Below are 16,228 nucleotides of genomic sequence, written 5' to 3'. Positions count from 1 at the left end.
ATCATTCTGCGGCACCCTCCAGGTCCTCGTCACGCTTTGCCGCCGCCGACATGACCGCAGCGAACTTGCCGTTCTCGAACAGCAGCGGATACAGCGCGCCGCCGATCGCACCACCGATGAGCGGGAACACGAAGAACGCCCACAGCTGAGCGGGTGCGCCGTCGCCGTTGAAGAAGGCGACGCCCATCGAACGGGCCGGGTTCACTGAGGTGTTCGAGATCGGGATGGAGATGAGGTGGATCAGCGTCAGTGACAAGCCGATGGCCAGCGGACCGAAGCCCTTCGGCGCACGACCGTCCGTGGCGCCGAGGATGACGATGATGAAGAACGCGGTCAGGATGATCTCGGCGATCGCGACCGACAGCAGCGCGTAGCCACCGGGCGAGTGCTCGCCGTAACCGTTGGCCGCCATGTTGCCGGTGGCCTCCCAGCCCTCCTTGCCGCTGGCGATGGCGAAGATCGCGAGGCCGCCGAGCAGGCCGCCGATGATCTGCGACACCCAGTAGCCGGGGACGTCGCGCCACGGGAGACGACCGCCGACGGCGGCGCCGAGCGTGACGGCCGGGTTGAAGTGTCCACCCGAGATGTGGCCGACGGCGTACGCCATGGTGACGACGGTCAGGCCGAAGGCGAGTGCGACGCCGAGGAAGCCGACGCCGACGTTGTAGGACGCGAAGTGGCCGACGTCGCTGGTGCCCGAGGCGATCTGCTTGGCCGCGAAAACGGCCGTGCCTGCGCCGCCGAACACGAGCCAGAAGGTGCCGAAGAGTTCCGCCAACCATTTGGCGGGCGTGGAAACAGTGTCCATGATGGAGCCCCCTTATATATGTGTATTCCCCGATACGGGGGTCGCCATATAAGAGGATTCAGCGATCTCGCAGATCGAGACTCAACCGATACCGATTCGGGATGCGATCCCTTTTCCCACCGTTCCGAGGGTCTGACCAGCACTTTCGAGCATCTGAATCGGCTTGAACGCCTGCTCGGCCACAGTGACGATGATCTCGACGCGGCTCACCACCCGCTCGAGTCGCACGACGACGTCGGCCATGCGCCCGACGGTCGTGTCGACCTTGGCGAGGGTGGTGTTGAGCTCGTCGAGCGTGATGTTGAGCTTCTCGATCGTCGAGTCGAGGCCGTCGATGGTGTTGCCCATCGATGAGAGGACGGGCCCCACCTCGCCGAGGATGCCTTCCACCTGGTCGACCGTCTGGTCGGCGTTGAGCGCCGCCTGCGCCAACTTTCGCAGGCGCTGTCGCTCTCCGCCGCGGGTCGGTCGGTCGACGATCGGGTTGATGGCCATACCTGCAAGTATGACGTTTTTTGTTCTCGGTGGGAATTGAATCGGGATCGCGGGCGTTTCAGATCTATGAAGTAGTTCAAATATGAACTACTATGAACGCAGACTCCAGGAGGTCGCCATGCCCGCCGTCACCGCCGACACGCTCACCCTGCCCCGTATCTCGGGTCCGTCCGAGACCGACACCGACCGCACCGTCACCGGCATCACCACCGGTCCGCGCGGTTACGAGGGCGAGGGCTTCCCCGTCGTCCGCGCCTTCGCCGGCGTCTCGTCCCGTGCCCTCGACCCGTTCATCCACATGGATCAGATGGGCGAGGTGGAGTACCAGCCCGGCGAGCCGCTCGGCACGGACTGGCACCCGCACCGCGGCTTCGAGACCGTCACGTACATGATCGACGGCCGCTTCCAGCACCAGGATTCGCACGGCGGCGGCGGCCTCATCGAGAACGGCGCCACCCAGTGGATGACCGCCGGTTCGGGCGTCCTGCACATCGAGACCCCGCCCGCAGCGCTCGTCGAGTCCGGCGGCACGTTCCACGGCATCCAGCTGTGGGTCAACCTGCCTGCGACCGACAAGTTCCTGACGCCCAAGTATCAGAGTCTCGAGGGCGGCCAGTCCACCCTGCTGACCTCGGCCGACGCCGGGTCGCTGGTCCGGATCATCGCCGGCGAGATCGACGGTCACGCCGGTCCCGGTGCCACCCACACGCCGATCACGTTCGCGCACGCGACGATTCAGCCCGGAGCCCAGCTCTCGGTGCCGTGGCGCCAGGACTTCAACGCTCTCGTCTATGTGCTGTCCGGGCGCGGAACCGTGGGCTCCGAGCAGCGTCCCATCGAGGGCGGCCAGCTGGCGGTCCTCGGCAAGGGCGACCACATCACCGTCGCCGCCGACGCGAGCCAGGATTCGAACCGTCCCGCGATGGAGATCCTGCTGCTGGGCGGCCAGCCGATCCGCGAGCCCGTCGTGCAGTACGGACCGTTCGTCATGAACACCCGCGAGGAGATCGTGCAGGCCATGGAGGACTTCCAGTCCGGCCGCTTCGGCCAGATCCCGGACGACGCCCTCCGCCCCCACCGCGTCCAGCAATGACCGCCGCCGCCAAGCGGCGTGCCTGGCGGCTGTTCATCGAGAACTCGGCGCGCATCCAGACCGAGCTCGATCGCCGACTTCGCGCCGACGGCCTGTGCCTGGCCGATTACCACGTGTTGCTTCTGCTGCACGAGGCCCCAGGCCGTCGGCTGCGGATGAACGAGCTCAGCCGCGCCATGGTGTTCTCCAAATCGCGACTCACCTATCAGGTGGCCGCCCTCTGCAAGCGCGGATGGCTGCGTCGCGAGAGCGCGCCCGAGGACCGTCGGGGCAGCTACGCGGTCCTCACCGACGACGGTGCCGCCGCCTTCGAGGGCGCCGCCCGCAAGCACGGCGCCGACGTCGACGAACTGTTCTTCAGCGCCGTCTCCACCGACGACGCCGTGCCCCTGGCCGCCGCCATGCAGGCGTTGGCCGACCACCTCGACCACTGCGAGAAGACATCATGACCGCCACTCTGATCCGTGCCGCCGACCGCCACTTCTGGAACAACGAGTGGCTCACGTCGCGGCAGTCGTTCCCCGGCACCGGCAACTTCGACATCTTTGCGGGCGCCCACGGCGTCCTCGCCATGCACAACGACGACGAGGTGGTCGCAGGCGAGGGGCTCGACTCCCACCAGCACCGCAACATGGAGATCGTGACGTGGGTGGTGGAGGGCGCCGTCGAGCACCGCGATTCCTCCGGCCACACCGAGACCATCGCGGCGGGCAGCGTCGGCGCGATGACCGCGGGTCGCGGCATCCGGCACGCCGAGGGCAACGCCAACGATCGGGCCAGTGGACAGAAGCTGCGCGTCGTCCAGATGTGGGTGCCGCCGCACGCCGACGAACTGGAGCCCGACCACAGCGCACGCGACTTCACCGCCGAGCTCGCCTCCGGCGACCCCGTCGTCGTGGTGTCCGGCCGGGCCGCCCACGCCGACACACCCGCACTGCGGATCCAGAACCGGTTCGCCGCGCTGCACATCGCACGACCGCACGCCGGTCAGACCATCACGCTGCCCGGCTCACCGTTCGGCCACCTGTACGTGGTGCGCGGCGAGATCCGGGTCGACGACCCCGACCTTCCGGAGTCGCTGACGGTGGGCGACGCGGTCCGCCTGGCCGACAGCGGTGACCTCACACTGACGGCGTCGTCGGACGCGGAGATCGTGTACTGGGAGATGCACGCGGAGTTCGACGTTCCTCGTCCGGCATGAGCGGGGCGGTCGTGCCATCCTTGATGTCATGAGCCCCGTGGACATCACTCCGGAAACTCTCGCCGCCCGCGTCGACGAATTGATGGATCAGGCGCGCGCCGATCTGGCCGAACTCGTCGCCTTCCCGTCGATCCACAGCGACGACGAGCCCGTCGACGCCAGCACCGCCAGCGCCGACTGGGTCGCGAAGGCCTTCACCGCACTCGGTTTCCAGACCGAAGTGATCGTCACCTCCGACAACTCCCCCGCCATCGTCGGCCACCTGGCCGGCCCCGAGGGAAGCCCGACCGTCGCGCTCTACAGCCACCACGACGTCCAGCCCGCGGGCGACCGATCACTGTGGGAGACACCGCCGTTCGAGCTCACCGAGCGCGACGGCCGCTGGTACGGCCGCGGCAGCGCCGACTGCAAGGGCAACCTGGTGGCGCACCTGACCGCGCTCCGCGCCGTCGGCGAGGAGCTGGCGTGCAACGTCCGCCTGATCATCGAGGGCTCGGAGGAGGCCGGCGGCGAGGGCCTGGACCACCTGGTCCGCACTCGCCCCGAGCTGTTCGACGCCGACCTGATCATCATCGGCGACACCGGCAACCTGACCGTCGGCATCCCGACGCTGACCACCAGCCTCCGCGGCGTCACCAACGTAAAGGTGACGGTCAAAGCACTGACGAACGGCGTCCACTCCGGCGGCGCGGGCGGTCCCGCGCCCGATGCGATGGCCGCGCTGATCCACGGCCTGTCGTCGCTGCGCAACGAGCGCGGCGACACCGTCATCGAGGGTCTGCGCGCCGATCAGAAGTGGACCGGATTCGAGTTCGACGACGACCAGTTCCGCGCGACCGTCGGCGCACTGCCCGGCACCGAGGTCCTCGGCAGCGGCACGCCCGCCGACATGGCGTGGGCCCGTCCGACCGTCACCGTCATCGGCATGGACGCCCCGAGCACTGCCGAGTGCGCCGCCGCGATCATGCCGACGGCCGCCGCGATGCTGAACCTGCGCGTTCCGCCGGGCACCGACACCCGCGAGGCCTATGACCTGCTGGTCGCCCACCTCCGCAAGCACATCCCGTGGGGCGTCGAGGTGGACTTCGAGCCCGACGCATTCGGCGCCGCCTTCTCCGCGGACCCGAGCGGCCCCGCCTACCAGCAGTTGATCGCCGCGATGTCGACCGCGTACAACGACATCCCCGTGCAGTTCGCCGGACAGGGCGGCTCGATCCCGCTGACGACGGTGCTGCACGAGACGATTCCGCACGCCGAGATCGCCCTCCTCGGCGTCGAGGAACCCCTGTGCGCCATCCACGCGCCCAACGAGAGCGTCGACCCCGGCGAGATCCGTCGCACCGCCCTCACCGAGGCGATCCTGCTGAGTTCGTTCACGAAGGACTGAGCGAGGCGTCTCCCCCAAGCTCGTCGAGTTCCGCCTCCCCAGGCGTGTCGCGTGCCGCCTCCCCCGGCTCGTGGAGTGCCGCCTCCCCAGGCTCGTCGAGTGCCGCCTGCGAGCGCAGCGAGCACGCGGTGTATCGAGACGACCGCGAGTCACGCTGGAACACAACAGCACTCGACGGAAAATGCCCCAGCCGGAAGGCCTCGATACTCGACCACCCCGTGGTCGAGGCCGCCGCAGGCTGGGTCTACTGCACCACCGGAACCGCCGGCGGGCACTGCCCGGCCGGCATATTCTTCAGATTCTTCTGCACCCAGTCGCCGACGCGGGTGAGCATGGCGGTGCCGTCCGCGAAGGTGCCGCTGTTGGGGATCGCGACGAGACTGACGCCGACGGTGCCGCGATCAGTGGTGACGTTCGCGAGCTGGCGGACGACGTACTTGCCGGTGGCGTCGGAGACCGGTCCCCATCCGCCCTTGACCGCGGTCCGCACGCCCTTCTTCCCCTTGGCGACACCCCACCGCTGGTTCGGTCCCACCCGACTCATGTTGCGCAGCACCGGATCCGATCCGGCGACGCACGCGAGGTTGGCGCCGAAGATCGCCTGGTCGGTGGTGGCCCACTGCGTGGCACCGGGATAGCTGGCGGGCTTGCTGAGCTCGGAGGCGATCTGCGTGCGGGCGTCGCCACCGTCGCGGAGTACGGCGCTGACCGCGTCGATCGCCTGCTGCGTGGATCCCAGCGAGTCCCAGATCTGCTCGGCCGAGGCGTTGTCGGAGTCGCGGATCGCCTTGTTCTCCATCGCACCGAGGTTGGTGACGTGCCGGCGTTCGGCGGCGACTGCGACCGGCGCCTTCAACGTCGACCAGGCGCGCGCCGACTTCACAGTGCCGAAGAACAGCGGTTCGCCGCTGCCGGTCGCGACGACGGCGACGCCGAGACGTCCGGGGATCGTCTTCGTGATCTTCTTCGACAGTTGCGAGAAGCTCTTCTGCAGATCGACCCCCGGCGCGGGCGTCGGCAGCCCGGGGATCGGCGGGAGAGCCGGGAGTTGCAGCAGGACATTCGGAAGCGGGGGCGGCGCAGCCTGCGCCACTCCGGTTCCGGCAGCGGTGATCGCCACCGCCGCGCACACCGTTCCGACCGCACGCCCCACTCGCAACATCAACACCTCGGGTCACATAGACAACTCTCGCAACATTAGTGGGCGTACAAATGCGTCGAGTAGTCCCGTGCCGGACCCGACACCGCAGCGATGCGCTGCCGTTATCGAAGGGCCGTCGTTCAGCGGCATCGTCCAGCAGGCAGGGCTGCGAGATGCTTGGACATCCACTGCCCCACCGCACTGAGCGCAGCAGCACCCGTCTCCATCGAGCCGGCCGCCGTCTGCGAGCTCATCGCGACTCCGACTCGACGACCGTCCCGCAGAGTCAGCACACCGAGCTGCCGCACCAGGTACCCGCTGCCTGCAGTCGGCCCCCAACCGCCCTTGACCGCGGAGGTCCGACCCTCGATCGCCTTCAGTCCCCACTGCTGGTTGCCCGCGACGCTCTCCATCAGCGACAGCACGTGCTTCGTGCCCTTCATGCACGGAAGTCCCGCGGCGAAGGTCGCCGCGTCGCCGAGCGCCCACCTGGTCTGACCGAAGATCGAGAACTCGGGCCTCAACCGCGCAGACGGCACAGTGGTGGCCTTGTCCCCGCCTTCGCGCAGCACCGAGGTCACCGCAGCGGCCGCCTGCGTCGGAGTGCCGAGCGACGCCCACAGCGTCTCGGCCGCGGCGTTGTCGGAGTTCACGATCGCGTTCTCCTCCGCGGCGGTCTGTCCTCCGGCCCGTTCGGCCGCGATCGCGAGCGGCACCTTGCTGGTGGACCACGCGACGCGCGGCGTCTGGTCGCCCAACGTGATCGCCTCGCCACCACCCACCGGGACCAACGCCAGACCGACCGGCGCGGACAGCCCCTTCGCCATCGCGTCGAAACTGGCGACGAGCTTCGCCGTCGGCGCGGGAGCCTTCGTCGACGACGTCGTGGCCGCGGTCTCGGTGACGACGACCGTCGCCACCGTCTTCTCGGTGGAGTCCGACGACCCGCACCCGACCACCGTCGTGAGGCACACGCTCGCGGCGACCAGCATCGCCGCCCGACTCCTGCTTGTCTTCACCAGTGATTTCCTTCGTTCGTCGCAGTGTCCGTCGGTCGCGGTTCCGCGGAAACTCAGAAGATCACCACCACCGCATTGTTTCCACCGCGACACACCACGACGCCGGTTTCCGGCGCGCAGTTCATTGCATAGCTCTGTCCGGTGACCGGACTGGCGGCGGTCACCGTCCGAGCCTCCCCCTTGGGCCCGTCGGCCAGGTAGGCGGTGCGGACGTTGGCCGCGAACGCGCAGCTGGTGACACCGCCGGCCACTCCCACGTCGGCATTGCAGCGTTCGGTCCCCGGCGGCGGGGTCGGAGCCGCACTCGTGCTCGGCGGAACCGTCTGTGTCAGGGTCGTGGTCGACGATGGCGCCGCCTGCCCCGGACCGGCCGCCGTTCGGAACCCGAACCAGTAGACGCCCAGTCCGATCAGCGCGAGGACCAGCAGTCCGATCAACACGCCGAGCACCACCTGCAACGACCGCCCGCCGTCGCCGGACTCCGTCCGCTGAAGCCCCGGGTAGTTCTGCGGCGGCGCGTACTGGGGTTGGGCGTAGTGAGGCTGACCGTACGGAGACTGGGCGTACGGGGCCGGCTGCGGCTCCGGTGCCGAGTACGCCTGGGGGCCGGTCATCGGCGCGGTCGGCGGCCGCTGTCCGATCATGGTCTGGTCGTACGCGGGATCGGCCCCGAGCGCGGCGGTGGGCGGCGCACTGCCTTCCGGCCACTGCCCGGACAGTGCGGCGCGGGCCGCCTGCGCGAAGGCTCCCGCCGACGAGAACCTCGCCTCCGGAGCCTTCGCGAGGCCGCGCATCACGACGGCGTCGAGCTGCGGCGACACCGCGGCGGACCGCTGCCGCGGGGACGGGACGTCGTTCATCACGGTCGCGCGGACGATCTGACTGACCGTCGCCCCGGGGAACGGCGGCGTCCCGGTCAACGCCTCGAAGGTCACCGCCGCCAGCGAGTACACGTCCGTCGCGGCGCCGGCCGGGACGCCGTCGAGCTGTTCGGGCGCCATGTAGGCCAGTGAGCCGATGGCGGTGCCGGTCTGGGTGAGGTGCGTGTCCGTCCCCTGGTGGGCGATCCCGAAGTCGACCAGATAGGCGAAGTCCGACGGCGTCACCAGCACGTTCTCGGGCTTCACATCGCGGTGCGCCAGGCCGACGGCATGCACCGCGTCGAGCGCCGAGGCCACCTGCTCGACGATCGCCACCGTGTCGACAGGCGACGTCGGGCCGGTACGACGCAGTCGCGCCCGGAGGTCCTCTCCCTCCACCAGACGCATGTCGAGGTAGAGGACGCCGTCGATCTCACCGAAGTCGTGGATGGGGATGATGTGCGGCTCGCCGAGTTTCGCGACGGCCTGCGCCTCCCGGCGGAATCGTTCCTGATAGGTGGCGTCGCCGGCGAGGTTCTCGTGAAGGAGTTTCAGCGCCACGTCGCGGTCACGCACGGTGTCGTGCGCACGATAGACCTCACCCATGCCGCCGTAGCCGAGCAGGGCGTCGAGCCGATACGGCCCGAACCGAGTGCCGACGCGTGTTCCGTGGTCCGCCATACCGACAATCCTCCCCCACGGCTCCGACAGTTTCGCGCCGGAGCCGGAATCAGGATCGGATCAGCGCTCGGGCTTCCACTGCGCCATGCCGAGGAAGACCATGATGAGCTGCTTCTCCGCGCGCTCCACCAGCGCGCGTTCGGTGGCTTCGCGGCCGTCGCCGTCGAGCAGTTCGGCGACCGTCGTCATCATGATGGAGACCACCAGGTCGGCGGCGACCTCCAGATCGGCCGCTCCCCACTCGGTCAGCGTGGGCACGCGCGCGAGGTCGATCGCCAGTTCCCGCGAGAACAGCAGCAGCTCGGTGGCGATGGCGCGGCGCACCTCGGCGACACCGCCGTGCCGCTCCCTGATGAGGAAGCGGAACTGCGACTCGTCGGAGTGCACCTTCTTCAGCAGGGTCGACAGCGAGTCGCGCGCGGTCGGCATGCCGCGGGACGAGAGGTCGCGGCGCGCCTCCCGCAGGGCCCTGCGCAGCACGCGCATCGCGTCCTCGACCAGCGTGACGCCCAGATCCTCCATCGACGCGAAGTGCCGATAGAAAGCCGTGGGCACGATGCCTGCGCCGCGAGCCACCTCGCGGAGGCTGATGCTTCCGAAAGAACGGTCGTCCACCAAGTCGATCGTGGCGTCCAACAGCGCCTGGCGCGTCTGCTCTTTCTTCTCCGCGCGGCTGCCGCCGGACTCCGCACGCGACCGCTTGGCACGGGCCTTACGCGGCGTCGTGCCTGGTGAGTCGGGTGTAGAAGTCACGTCCCCGAGTCTAGGCGGTCGCCCTGTCGGGCCCGGCCGGGCGGTCCGAATCCGATCGTGACAGCAGACACACAGCCATTTCCTTGACACCCCGAGGTGGTCATATGTCATGCTCTTTTGTGTACAGACGTTCACTGAAAAACGGAACGCAATCCCGGAGGAGCAGAACGATGGCCCACACGCTCGCCCGCCTCGTCGAATCGATCGTCGAAGCGACCGCCACCCCCTACCCGGTCGACCGCTACCTGGAGCTGATCGACCCGATGATCACCTGGCGCGACACTCGCGCCAAGATCACCGAAGTCCGCCGCCAGACGGACCGCTCGGTGACTCTGGTCCTGAAGCCCACCCGCCAGTGGAAGGGCCACGGGGCCGGACAGTATGTCGAGGTCAGCGTGGTTGTCGACGGTGTCCGCCACCGCCGCTTCTTCTCGCCGGCCGGTGCCGCGCAGAACACCGACGCCCTCGAGCTCACGGTGACCGCGCACTCGGGCGGCTTCGTCTCCCGCTACCTGCGCGAGAACGCTCGCCCCGGCATGGTCCTGGGCTTGAGCGCCGCGTCGGGCGAGTTCAGCCTCCCCGCACAGCGCCCCGCACGCACCGTCCTCGTCAGCGGCGGCAGCGGGATTACACCTGTCCTCTCAATGCTGCGCACACTGGTCGCCGAAGGTCACCGGAGCCCGATCACCTTCGTCCACTACGCCCGCACCCCCGAGGACGTGCCGTACCGCGCCGAACTCGATGCCCTGGATCGCACGTTCGACCACATTGACGTGCAGTTTCACTACACGCGCACCGAGAACGCCGAGCACTTCGCGCCCGCCCACCTGGACGGTCTGGCCGACGCGGACGGTGCACAGGTGTTCCTGTGCGGCCCCGGCACGCTGATGAGCGCGGTCAAGGAGTACGCCGACGAGCGCGGCCTATCCGACCGCGTGTTCTCCGAGGCGTTCACCATCGACACCTCCCCCGTGCTCGATCCCAACGAACCCATCACCGGCGACATCACGTACACCAAGTCCGACGTCACCACCCCGAACGACGGTCGCACCCTGCTGGAGCAGGCCGAGGCGGCCGGTCTCGACCCGGAGTACGGCTGCCGCATGGGCATCTGCTTCTCCTGCACCAAGGTCCGCACCAGCGGATGCACCCGCAACATCCTGACCGGTGAGCTCGACTCCGAGCCCGGCCAGCACATCCAGATCTGTGTCAGCGCGCCCGTCGGCGACGTGGAAATCGAGGTTTAAAAGCAATGGCAATCAACATCACCGATTACTTCCGGCCCGAAACCGCCACCACCAAGGAGATCAACCTCTCCTACGAGCAGGTGGAGCAGCTCGGGAACGATCTCGACGAGCTCCGCGCGCGCATCGTCGCCGACCTCGGCGAGTCCGACCGCGAGTACCTGTACACCATCATCCGCGCGCAGCGGAAGCTCGAGTTCGCCGGCCGCGCCATGATGTACGTGCCCTTCATCCCGCCGATCTGGCTGGCCGGCGTCGCGTCGCTCGGCGTGGCGAAGATCCTCGACAACATGGAGATCGGCCACAACGTCATGCACGGCCAGTTCGACTGGATGCGCGAGGACACCTACAACTCGCGCGAGTTCGACTGGGACACCGTGTGCCCGGGTGAGCAGTGGAAGCACAGCCACAACTACATGCACCACACCTACACCAACATCCTGGGCGAGGACCGCGACATCGGCTACGGCATCCTCCGCATGGCCCGCGACCAGAAGTGGAACCCCTACTTCCTGGGCAACCTCGGCTACGCGACCGCCCTGATGCTGCTGTTCGAGTGGGGCGTCATGCTGCACGACCTCGAGGCCGAGAACCTGATCCAGGGCAAGCGCAAGTGGTCGGACATCAAGGGCCTGGTGAAGGGCATGTGGCGCAAGGCCAGCAAGCAGGTCGCCAAGGACTACATCATCTGGCCCGCGCTGACCGGCCCGTTCTTCGTCACCACGCTGATCGGCAACGCCGGCGCCAACCTGATCCGCAACGTGTGGACCTACTCGATCATCTTCTGCGGTCACTTCCCCAGCGGCACCCAGACGTTCACCGCCGAGGAGTGCCAGGACGAGACCAAGGGTCAGTGGTACGTCCGCCAGATGCTCGGCTCGGCCAACATCTACGGCAGCGACCTGTTCCACATCATGAGCGGCAACCTCTCGCACCAGATCGAGCACCACCTGTTCCCCGACGTGCCCGCCAACCGGTACCCGGAGATGGCGCCCGAGGTCGAGGCGATCTGCGAGAAGTACGGCCTCCCGTACAACACCGGTTCGCTGCGCCAGCAGCTCGGCTCCACGTGGAAGAAGATCGCCAAGCTCTCGCTCCCCAACTGGATGACCCGCGACGACAACGACATCGTCGTCAACATCGAGCGGACCCCGGCCGTCGAGAACGCGGCCTGATCACCGAACAGCACTGAAACAGCCCGACGCACCGCCACGGTGCGTCGGGCTGTTTCGTCGACGGAGCCCACCCACGTCGGTCGAGTGAGCATGCGAGCGAAGCGAGCCTGCGCATCGAGACCGCCGCGGGCAGGGTCTGATGGCAACCCTCTCGAATCGACTCGCCCCGCCGCCGCGGCGCACTACCGTCACCCTCATGGCACTGACTGAGCTGACGTTCCCCTCCCACAACGGCCGCGACACCGTCTACGGCTGGATCTACCGCCCGACACGACCGGCGCGCGCCGTCGTCCACCTGATCCACGGTCTCGGCGAGCATTCGCGCCGCTACCTGCACCTGATCACCACCCTGCTCGACGCCGGCTGCGTCGTGGTGGCCGACGACCACGCCGGGCACGGCAAGACCGCCATGGAGTCCGGCTTCTGGGTCGACACCGGCGACGACGGCGCCGCGACCGCCGTCGAGGACGAGCTGACGCTGATGGCGACCGCCCGCGCCGAGTGCCCCGATCTGCCGTACGTGATCTTCGGGCACTCGTGGGGATCGATGATCGCCCGGCCGCTCGCGGCCCGCGCGGGCGACGACGTCGCCGCCCTGATCCTGTGCGGCATCGCGGCGCAGATGCCGGGCATCGAGACGGTCGTCGACCGGGAGGCCCTCGCCGCCGAACCCGACCGCGCGGCACCCGCCGCCGCGGGATACGTCGAGGCGGTCTTCTCCGGATTCCTGGACCGCTACGACGATGTCGTCGGCCCCACCGACTGGGTGGCCCGCGACCGCGACGTGGTCCGCGACCACTCCGTCGATCCGTTCAACAACTTCGGCGCCCCGATGAGCGTCAGGTTCCTGCAGGGCTTCATCGACCTGTACGACGACGCCAACAGCGACGACTGGTACCCGCAGATCCGCGACACCCTGCCGATCCTCATCCTCGCGGGCGACCAGGACCCGGTGACGAACTTCGGCGAGGGCGCCTACCACGTGGCCAACCGCCTCGTCGCCTCCGGACACCGCGACGTGCGGACTCGCGTGTACACCGGATTCCGACACGAGGTCCACAACGAACCCGAGACCCGCGCCGACGTGGAGGCCGAGATCGTCGCGATGGTGGAGCGCGTCACGCCCTGAAGCCGGGCGCCGCCGGTCCGCCTACGATGGGAGGTCAGCAGTCGCATCGATCTTGGAGGGACGAGCAGTGGTCGGACGGGCAGAGCGCAACAAGGACTTGGTCCAGGACGTCGTGGAGAACACGGCGCATCGGGTCGGGAACATCGCGTCCATCATCACCTCGGCGGTGGCCGACGTCGCCCGCGAGATCGGCGAACTCGTCACCGACGGCTTCGAGATGCGCGAGGCGTCCAAGGCCGCACGCCGCGACGCCGCGCCCGTGCCGCATCCGAAGTCGCAGCCCGAGGAGCAGGACTCCCTGAACGGCTACGACAGCGAGGGCGACGACGAGTCCGACGACGCCGACTCCGAGGACGACTGACCGCGGCGTGCCCGACCAGTACCAGGTCCTCCGCGACGTCTTCGGCTACGACGACTTCCGCGGTGACCAAGACCAGATCGTCTCCCATGTCATCGACGGCGGCGACGCCGTCGTTCTGATGCCGACCGGCGGCGGCAAGAGCCTCTGCTACCAGGTGCCCGCGCTGGTGCGCGAGGGCTGCGCGGTGGTCGTGTCGCCGCTCATCGCGCTGATGGCCGACCAGGTGGGTGCGCTGCAGCGTCTCGGCGTGAGGGCCGCCTACCTCAACTCGACGCAGTTCCCCGAGGATCGCGCCGAAGTGGAGCGCGCGTATCTCGCGGGCGAACTGGACCTCATCTACATCGCGCCCGAGCGTCTCAGCCAGCGCGGGACACGCGAGTTCCTCGCGCGCGGGAAGCTGTCGTTGATCGCGATCGACGAGGCGCACTGCGTCTCGCAGTGGGGCCACGACTTCCGGCCCGACTACCTCGCACTCGGTGAGCTCGCCGACCTGTGGCCCGACGTCCCGCGCATCGCCCTCACCGCGACCGCGACCCGGCGCACCCACGAGGAGCTGACCGCTCGCCTGCACTTGGAGAACGCCCGACACTTCGTCTCCAGCTTCGACCGTCCCAACATCACCTACCGGATCGAGCCCAAGGACCGGGTCAAGCAGCAACTGCTGAGCTTCATCAGATCCGAGGGCGTCGTCGACGGCGAACCGGCCACCGGCATCGTCTACGCGCTCAGCCGCAAGAAGGTCGAGGAGTACGCGGCGTTCCTCGCGTCCAACGGGATCAACGCCGTGCCGTATCACGCAGGCCTGGACCGTCAGGTCCGCGCCGGCACCCTGCACCGCTTCCTCCGCGAGGACGGGATCGTCGTCGTCGCCACCATCGCGTTCGGCATGGGCATCGACAAGCCGGACGTGCGGTTCGTCGCGCACGTCGACCTCCCGAAGAGCATCGAGGGTTACTACCAGGAGACAGGCCGTGCCGGACGCGACGGCTTGCCGTCGATCGCGTGGATGGCGTACGGCATGGCCGACGTCGTCAACCAGCGCCGGATGATCGATCAGTCCGATGGCGACGCCGCCCACCGTCGCGTCCAATCCCAGCTGCTCGACGCGATGCTCGCCCTCTGCGAGACGTCGACGTGCCGTCGGCAGCAGCTGCTCGGCTACTTCGACCAGCAGATCGAACCGTGCGGCAACTGCGACACCTGTCTGAACCCGCCCGCCACCTGGGACGGCACCGTCCCCGCGCAGAAGCTGCTGTCGACCATCTGGCGGCTCGACCACGAATTCCACGGATTCTCCTGCGGCGCCGGGCATCTCATCGACATCCTGCGCGGCGTCGAAAACGACCGCATCCGGCAGCGCGGACACGACGCCCTCACCACGTACGGCAAGGGCACCGAGCTCGACGCCCGCCAATGGGGCAGCGTGGTCCGGCAGCTCCTCGCGCTCGGCATCATCGCCCCGCGCGGCGACTACGGCGTCCTCACCATCACCGACAAGGCGACGCCGCTGCTGCGCAGCCAGCAGACACTGATGCTGCGCGAGGACGTGAAGGCACCCGCACGCTCGCGCACCAAGCCCGCCCGAGGCGCCTCCGCGGCGCCCGACCTGTCCGACGAGGATCGCAACCTCTTCGAGGCGCTGCGCCGCTGGCGCGCCGCCGTCGCGAAAGAGGCGGGCGCGCCCGCGTACACAGTGCTCGGCAACAAGACGCTCGAGGAGATCGCGCGCGTCAAGCCGTCGAACCACGACCAGCTGCTCTCCGTCTCCGGCATCGGTCAGGCCAAGCTCACCAACTACGGCGACCAGGTCCTCGAAGTCCTCGCGAGTTTCGAGTCGGCGTAGGCGCGTCTCCGCCGCATATCAGCAGGTATCGCCAAGATCAGGCCATCGGTCGCCGTCCGAGGGAAATCTTCCCTCGGCGGACGACAGGCGGACTGATTTTTGCACTAGCTCACGCTTGCGAGCCGATCGCGCACGATGCCGGTCAGTTCTGGTGATGGCTCGGATGTCGGCGAGGACGCCGTCCCAGTCGTAGAGGATGTCGTCGTAGGTCAGTCGCAGCTTCAGCCAGCCGTCCACCATGGCGCGCCTATCCCTGTGGTGGTCGCGCTCGTAGTCCTCCTTGCTGGCGTGATAGAGAATGCTGTCGCACTCGATCAGCAGGACCCCGATCCGCAGATCCACCCGACCGACACCCTCCACCTGCGGCTGCACCACGACGTCATACCCCAGCGAGCGGAGCCGAACACGGGCGATGCTCTCGGTCCCCGACTGCGACCTGCTCTCGCACTTGGCGAGCAGCCGGTCGACGGTCGGTCCGGCGCCGACGAGTTCCTCCGCGACGTCCTGAAGAGTCTTGCCGGTCCGGTCCATGTACGAATCACAGATCGCGATCCACTCTTCGGGAGTGAGACATCGCGCGGCGCAACTCAGTGCGACGGGAATCGAGTCGACGGGGTCCGTCGCCGCCCGCAGTCGTCCGACCAGAGGTCGGCAGGCCTTGTGCTTCCCGGTCGTGTTCTTGCTCCGGCGCAGGTGCAGGCGGTCGTTGCACCCCGGTGGAATCCACAGGTCGTAGAACGCCAAGGCCCCGACACAGGTCAACACGCCCCCGTCGCGGACCGCCGCCATCGCCCGCTCGTCCGCGGACGGGAGCGCGAACCATCCCGACCGCAATCGGATCAGAGACCCGTTCCGCACCGCCTTCCGGATCATCTGATCGTCGTAGCCCTTCACGATCAACTGCAACCGCGTGTAAATCCCCGAGTCCTTCGTCATACCGATTGGACGCACCGAGTCGACCATCGGTTCCACGACTCGCCGTGCCGACGACCGGCGCGGCCCATTCCATTCCGATCAGCGTGAGAAAAACCCTGGGCA

General features: G+C 68.3%; 16 protein-coding genes. 9 read left to right on the top strand and 7 right to left on the bottom strand.

The window, feature by feature from the left end:
- Position 1 precedes the first annotated feature (1 nt).
- Together aqpZ and ACH46_RS04990 are read right to left on the bottom strand one after the other, a co-directional pair.
- A complete protein-coding gene (aqpZ, locus tag ACH46_RS04995; protein WP_062391952.1) occupies positions 2-808 on the bottom strand; it encodes an aquaporin Z in 807 nt (268 codons plus the stop codon).
- Positions 809-889: 81 nt separating this feature from the next.
- The gene (locus tag ACH46_RS04990) at positions 890-1,303 is read right to left on the bottom strand and encodes an SNARE domain-containing protein (protein WP_062391951.1); all 414 of its coding nucleotides are present in this window, start codon (positions 1,301-1,303) and stop codon (positions 890-892) included.
- A 118-nt stretch (positions 1,304-1,421) separates the two neighbouring features.
- Between ACH46_RS04990 and ACH46_RS04985 the strand changes: the two genes are divergently transcribed.
- The 4 genes from ACH46_RS04985 to ACH46_RS04970 are packed head-to-tail and all read left to right on the top strand — an operon-like array spanning position 1,422 to position 4,984.
- Positions 1,422-2,396 carry a pirin family protein gene (locus tag ACH46_RS04985; protein ID WP_062394982.1) on the top strand — a complete coding sequence of 325 codons (975 nt, stop codon included), beginning with the start codon at positions 1,422-1,424 and terminating at the stop codon, positions 2,394-2,396.
- Positions 2,393-2,845, top strand: a complete 453-nt coding sequence (locus ACH46_RS04980) for a MarR family winged helix-turn-helix transcriptional regulator (RefSeq protein WP_062391950.1) — start codon at positions 2,393-2,395, stop codon at positions 2,843-2,845. Before ACH46_RS04985 ends, ACH46_RS04980 begins: the two co-directional genes overlap by 4 nt.
- Positions 2,842-3,597 carry a pirin family protein gene (locus ACH46_RS04975; protein ID WP_062391949.1) on the top strand — a complete coding sequence of 252 codons (756 nt, stop codon included), beginning with the start codon at positions 2,842-2,844 and terminating at the stop codon, positions 3,595-3,597. Before ACH46_RS04980 ends, ACH46_RS04975 begins: the two co-directional genes overlap by 4 nt.
- A gap of 28 nt (positions 3,598-3,625) precedes the next feature.
- Positions 3,626-4,984, top strand: coding sequence for a dipeptidase (locus ACH46_RS04970; RefSeq protein WP_062391948.1), 1,359 nt, complete (start codon positions 3,626-3,628; stop codon positions 4,982-4,984).
- Positions 4,985-5,228: 244 nt separating this feature from the next.
- Here the strand turns inward: ACH46_RS04970 and ACH46_RS04965 are convergent, their stop codons facing one another.
- The 4 genes from ACH46_RS04965 to ACH46_RS04950 form a co-directional block, all read right to left on the bottom strand.
- Positions 5,229-6,146, bottom strand: coding sequence for a serine hydrolase (locus tag ACH46_RS04965; protein ID WP_226995768.1), 918 nt, complete (start codon positions 6,144-6,146; stop codon positions 5,229-5,231).
- Between the two features lie 119 nt (positions 6,147-6,265).
- Positions 6,266-7,144, bottom strand: a complete 879-nt coding sequence (locus ACH46_RS04960; protein WP_226995767.1) for a serine hydrolase — start codon at positions 7,142-7,144, stop codon at positions 6,266-6,268.
- A gap of 53 nt (positions 7,145-7,197) precedes the next feature.
- Complete coding sequence (locus tag ACH46_RS04955) at positions 7,198-8,685, bottom strand: serine/threonine-protein kinase (RefSeq protein ID WP_062391946.1); 1,488 nt, start codon at positions 8,683-8,685, stop codon at positions 7,198-7,200.
- 60 nt (positions 8,686-8,745) lie between these two features.
- Positions 8,746-9,438: a TetR family transcriptional regulator gene (locus ACH46_RS04950; protein ID WP_062391945.1), complete on the bottom strand. Its 693-nt coding sequence runs from the start codon at positions 9,436-9,438 to the stop codon at positions 8,746-8,748.
- A 170-nt stretch (positions 9,439-9,608) separates the two neighbouring features.
- Between ACH46_RS04950 and ACH46_RS04945 the strand changes: the two genes are divergently transcribed.
- The 5 genes from ACH46_RS04945 to recQ all read left to right on the top strand — a co-directional run bounded on the left by ACH46_RS04945 (position 9,609) and on the right by recQ (position 15,190).
- A complete protein-coding gene (locus ACH46_RS04945) occupies positions 9,609-10,685 on the top strand; it encodes a ferredoxin reductase (RefSeq protein WP_062391944.1) in 1,077 nt (358 codons plus the stop codon).
- Positions 10,686-10,690: 5 nt separating this feature from the next.
- On the top strand, positions 10,691-11,857 hold the full coding sequence (locus ACH46_RS04940; protein ID WP_062391943.1) for a fatty acid desaturase family protein: 1,167 nt from the start codon (positions 10,691-10,693) through the stop codon (positions 11,855-11,857).
- A gap of 196 nt (positions 11,858-12,053) precedes the next feature.
- The gene (locus tag ACH46_RS04935; RefSeq protein ID WP_062394979.1) at positions 12,054-12,986 is read left to right on the top strand and encodes an alpha/beta fold hydrolase; all 933 of its coding nucleotides are present in this window, start codon (positions 12,054-12,056) and stop codon (positions 12,984-12,986) included.
- A gap of 67 nt (positions 12,987-13,053) precedes the next feature.
- Positions 13,054-13,347: a hypothetical protein gene (locus tag ACH46_RS04930; protein ID WP_062391942.1), complete on the top strand. Its 294-nt coding sequence runs from the start codon at positions 13,054-13,056 to the stop codon at positions 13,345-13,347.
- A 7-nt stretch (positions 13,348-13,354) separates the two neighbouring features.
- Positions 13,355-15,190, top strand: coding sequence for a DNA helicase RecQ (gene recQ, locus ACH46_RS04925; protein ID WP_062391941.1), 1,836 nt, complete (start codon positions 13,355-13,357; stop codon positions 15,188-15,190).
- 18 nt (positions 15,191-15,208) lie between these two features.
- Here the strand turns inward: recQ and ACH46_RS04920 are convergent, their stop codons facing one another.
- Positions 15,209-16,126 carry an endonuclease domain-containing protein gene (locus tag ACH46_RS04920; protein WP_226995766.1) on the bottom strand — a complete coding sequence of 306 codons (918 nt, stop codon included), beginning with the start codon at positions 16,124-16,126 and terminating at the stop codon, positions 15,209-15,211.
- Positions 16,127-16,228: the final 102 nt, after the last annotated feature.

Origin of the sequence: Gordonia phthalatica, from assembly GCF_001305675.1 — a bacterium.
GTDB lineage: Bacteria > Actinomycetota > Actinomycetes > Mycobacteriales > Mycobacteriaceae > Gordonia > Gordonia phthalatica.
The sequence above is the reverse complement of the archived record's forward strand: the minus strand, read 5'-3'. Positions and strand labels throughout refer to the sequence as shown.